The sequence below is a fragment of the Vreelandella vilamensis genome (genome assembly GCF_031451755.1).
GTDB classification, from domain to species: Bacteria; Pseudomonadota; Gammaproteobacteria; order Pseudomonadales; family Halomonadaceae; genus Vreelandella; species Vreelandella vilamensis.
In genome coordinates, this window is sequence record NZ_JARWAN010000049.1 from 1 (window position 1) to 4,780 (window position 4,780).

4 protein-coding genes are annotated in these 4,780 nt (G+C 56.8%); all 4 read left to right on the plus strand.

The window, feature by feature from the left end:
* The coding region (locus QC823_RS15995; RefSeq protein WP_309657338.1) for a beta strand repeat-containing protein at nt 1–2,559 on the plus strand (2,559 nt) is incomplete at its 5' end.
* Between the two features lie 91 nt (nt 2,560–2,650).
* On the plus strand, nt 2,651–3,184 hold the full coding sequence (locus QC823_RS16000; RefSeq protein ID WP_309657339.1) for a class I SAM-dependent methyltransferase: 534 nt from the start codon (nt 2,651–2,653) through the stop codon (nt 3,182–3,184).
* On the plus strand, nt 3,093–3,866 hold the full coding sequence (locus QC823_RS16005; RefSeq protein WP_309657340.1) for a hypothetical protein: 774 nt from the start codon (nt 3,093–3,095) through the stop codon (nt 3,864–3,866). Before QC823_RS16000 ends, QC823_RS16005 begins: the two co-directional genes overlap by 92 nt.
* 38 nt (nt 3,867–3,904) lie before the next feature.
* Nucleotides 3,905–4,678, plus strand: a complete 774-nt coding sequence (locus QC823_RS16010; RefSeq protein WP_309657341.1) for a SapC family protein — start codon at nt 3,905–3,907, stop codon at nt 4,676–4,678.
* Nucleotides 4,679–4,780 lie beyond the last annotated feature (102 nt).

Here is a 4,780-nt window from a genome sequence, read left to right on the forward strand (position 1 = left end):
CTAGATACTACCCCTGATACGCTTCCGATCCCTGCTGGGCTGGAAGTCGAAGTGCTGGGTAATACCAGCGGGAAGACAATAAACCTGGAAAATGGTGCCAGCGTTGTCGGTCTGGATGCAGGCACTGCAGACGTTAACCTGGCAGGTATTGCCTCGACTGATGTGACCGTTGTCCGCAATGGCACAACGCTTGAAATTCGCAACGCTGATGGCGATGTCCTGGTCAGCGTGGCGGCCGGTACTGACGCTACCACAGAGCTTTCCTTCTCTGACGGCAGTGCAACCATGGCCGTTTCTGGTTCCGACCTTACCTTTGGTGGACAGACACTGGCTGACGGTGATGAAGTTGCCGGTGCAGACGTAACGGTGACCGGAGAAGGCAGCGGTGACACTGGCGGTGGCGACACTGGCGGTGCAGACGAAGGCCAGACCTTTAGTCTCACTCAAGGTGCTGATAACCCGACCGGTGCTGCTGGCGACGATACCTTCAACGCTTTCGTTGACGCTGGTACAGCGACCTTCCAACCGAACCTCGACACAGTCGACGGCGGCGAAGGTAACGATACGCTGGTGGCCTACGGCCTTGCTGTTGGCGCTGCTGACGTTTCACTGGCAAACGTAACCAACGTCGAGAACCTGGTGTTCCGCGCAACTGGCGCTTCGCAGTTCGATATGTCCACCACTGACTCTGGCTCGGCTATGCTGAAGTCCGAGGGCTCTAGTGCTGCTCTTGACTTCAACAACATCGGCAGCACCGATGCCAAGCTGAACGTGACTGGTGCGACGGGTGGTAATCACCAGTTCACTTACACCACGGCAGCTCTCGCTGGTGCCGCGGATGCGGTCAGTCTGGACGTGAACGGTGCTCAGCTCGGAGCCACACAAATCGACATCGATGACAACGGCGGCACGGGTGCCATCGAAACGCTGAACGTCGATTCTTCCACAGCGGCTTCCAGCTTCACCCAAGCTTTCGACCTGGCGAACAACTCCACGCTGAACGTCACCGGTGATGCCAACCTCACCCTGACGGGTGCGATGAACGCCCTGAACACCGTGGCAGCGGGTGATTTCACTGGTGACTTGTCTATCGACCTGACAGGCGCTGGCCGTATTCTGGATGTGGTCACGGGTTCCGGTGATGACACCGTCAGCGTTACTCACGGTGCTCTGGTAGCGGCTGCGGGTGCAACGCAAGACAGCATTGACCTGGGTGCCGGCGATGCCGACCGTGTAGTGGTTGACACAGAAGCCAGCGCCACCACAGCAGCGACCATCAACACTGTCGTCAGCAACGCCGAAGTGCTGCGTTTTACTCCGGTTGCTGGTACTAACCAAGATGACGCTCTGGTTGCAGACGCCTACACCAATATCAATACCTTTGAGTTCGGTGCGTATACGGCGAATGATGACACTGTAGGTCTTGCGGTGACAGGCCTCGAAAGCACCGATAACCTGGTCTTCCGTGGCAATATCACTGGTGGTATTAACGCTGGCACCTCTGCAGAAGAGGCAGTGACACTAGCCGGTGCTTCTGCTAATCAAACGGCTAATCTGTCGGTAGGTGGCACTAACGCCATTACCATCACAGGTGGTGCGGGTAATTCTAATAATAATGCAGCTGCTGCTGCTCTTACTGCCGACACTGCAGTAACTAAAGTGGCGCTCGATGTTTCCAGCGCACCCTTGACGGTTCGCGGTGGTGCTGGTGACGGTACCGGAGCAGATGGTGTTGCATTCAGCAACGTCTCCGTTATGGATGTGACCGGCTCTCAGACGCTGATCATTGAAGGCCCGACAGCTGGCGATGCTGGCTTCGACCGCGCAGTTCAGTTCAACGCCGGCGACTACACCGGTGACATCACCGTGACCACTGCGACTTCAGCCACTGGCGATGTTGTCACCACTGGTTCCGGTAACGACACCATTACCACGCTGGCGGGTAACGATACCGTGACGGCTGGCGATGGCAACGACAACATCGTTACAGGTGCTGGCAACGACACCATCGATGCGGGCGCAGGCAACGACCAGATCACCGCGGGTGCAGGTATTGATTCCATCACTACCGGCACGGGTGAAGACGTTGTTTCTTTCGCGGGTATCACAGTGGCTACAAGCCGTGACACCGTGACCGACTTTGATGTCGCCATGGATGAGTTGCGCATCGGTACTGCCGATACTACCGCTGGAACCCTCGCTGGTGCAGCTGCATCACGCTTCAACGTGACCGCCGCCGACGACACGATCACCGCGACTACTCAAGACCTGATCGTGTTCCAGTTCAACGCCACCAACAACGGCGCGGATCTGGACCAGGCCGGTATGTTGAATGGTACCGAGCTGCTGAAAGGTGTTGGCGATGCCAACCCGGCGGTTATCACTGTTGCCAATGGCCAAACCGGCTTTATGGTAGCTACTGACGGTGAGGCCGCTTACCTGTACCACTACAACGCAGGCGTCGACACTGACGTTGCAGCTGGCGAAATCGCACTGGTCGGTACCTTCGACAATGTGACCGACGCCTCTGCACTGGCCGGTCAGATTGAAATCGCCTAAATGACATTGAGCTTGACCTGACAGTTAAGATGTCAGTTTGACATAGCCCCCGAGTTTACCCTCGGGGGCTTTTTACTTTGGAACCTTTGTGATGTCAGATATTGTTGCCAAGCAATACACCCAGTGGTGTTACCCCCAGCCCATCCCGGACATGGCCAAGGCCATCAAGGAAACGGGCTATTACGAATTCACCGACCCACGGCTGTTCTGGCCGCTGCTGTGGCCGGAAGGCCGCCAAGGTAAGCCGCCGCTGCGGGTCCTGATTGCCGGTTGTGGCACCAACCAGGCAGCTTACAATGCCTTGAGCAATCCAAGCGCCCAGGTGACGGCCATCGACCTATCCTTGACCAGCCTGCAGCACACGCAGTACCTGAAAGAGAAACATGGGTTGGACAACCTGACCTTGCATCATCTGAATTTGTTGGAGGTGGATACCCTCGATCAGCAGTTCGATTTGATTATCTCTACCGGTGTGCTGCATCACCTACCCGATCCCGAGGCGGGGCTTTGTGCGCTGGGGAGTGATGAGCCTGATGCTCTATGGCTACTACCGCCGTGTGGGTGTCTACATGATGCAGGAAGCGTTTCGCCTGCTCGGGTGCGAGCAACGTCAGGAAGACGTTGATTTGGTAAAAGCGACCCTGACCTCTTTGCCCGAGTGGCACGCCGCTCGCCCCTACGTGAGCAGCGCAACGGACTTGTCGTATGACGCCGGCATCGTGGATACCTTTCTGCACCCGCAGGATCGTGCCTATACCGTGCCGCAATTAATGGATTTTGCTGCTCAAGCGGGGCTAGGCTTCTGGGACTGGGCGGATCGACTGGCTTATAACGCCGAAGCCGGTGTGCCGGAGGGGCACCCACTGCATGCGCGCCTGCCCCACCTGAGCGAAGTGGATCGCTGGGCGGTGATGGAAATCATCGCGCAGACACGTGGAACGCACCGCTTCATTCTGGCCCGCCCCGAGCGGATGAAAACCGTTCCCCCTGTCGACTTCACCACGGATGACTACCTGAAGTGGGTGCCTCGTGTTCGCCACCTGCTGGAAGTCGTCCACCCGGAAGATAAAGCCACAGGACGATTGGCCCGGCTGAAACGCGACTGGCACGAGTTCGACCTGACCCCCGAGGAAACGCTGCTGGTCAAGTACGTTAACGGCGAACACACCGTGGCGGATATTCTGGGGCTGATCAAGACACAGGATCGCGTCGACTTGTCTCAAAACGTTGCCAGAGCTTTTTTTGCCCGGATGTATGATCAGGGGCACTTCCTGTTTCACCATGCCGGCGCACACTATCAGCCCTGAACGTCTTTCTACCATGAACCCACAAAAGACCCTATTGCATGTCTGAATGGATCGTACTGTCATCAACGCAACACGCGCGAAAACGTGCTTTGCCACGTGTCGGTTTCCAGTTTGCCGCCCAAGATAGCGTCGTACCCATCATGGCGGTGGAGTTAGGCCGGCTCCTGTCGCACTACGTGATTGCCTTTCTCAAGCAAGAGGCGGGGTTTCAGCCCGTTGCCCTCTTAAGCCACGATGCCCAGCGCAATCTGTACGTAGCGCCAGACGGTCGATGGCTCGGAAAATACGTTCCCGCCGCTCTGCGCAGCTATCCTTTCGCCATGGCCTCTTCACCGGATGGCCAGCAACAACTGGCGATACATTCTTCGCACCTAAGCGACGAAGAGGGCAGCGCTCTGTTTACTGAGGCGGGCGAACCCAGTGAATGGGTAAACAAGACGATGGTATTTTTGAAACATTGCGAACAGCACCGCCGGATCACGCAAGAGGCGATGTCTGCCCTCGATAAGGCAGGGATTATCGAGCCCTGGCCTTTAACGATCGAACGGGCAGAGCAAACCCCGCTGAACGTGCAGGGCCTATACCGCATCAACGGCCAAGCGCTGAATACCTTGGATGCAGACACCCTGCACTCCCTAAGAGGCGCATCATTGGCGCTGGCCCATGCCCAGATGTTCTCGACCCATCAGCTCTACCAGCTAACCGAGCGTGCTGAGCTGCTAGCCAAGTACACCGACAGTGGCAACGCCCCGGATAACCTCGACGAAGTATTCGGCGGTGAAGACGACGATTTAGAATTTGATTTTAGCTAAGGAGCTTTAAAACAATGGTTCGGACAGTTTTAAAGAAAGCCTGATGCTCAGATAATAGGGTCTCTCACAACACCACCACCCGAGCACAGGCTTTCATGGAAA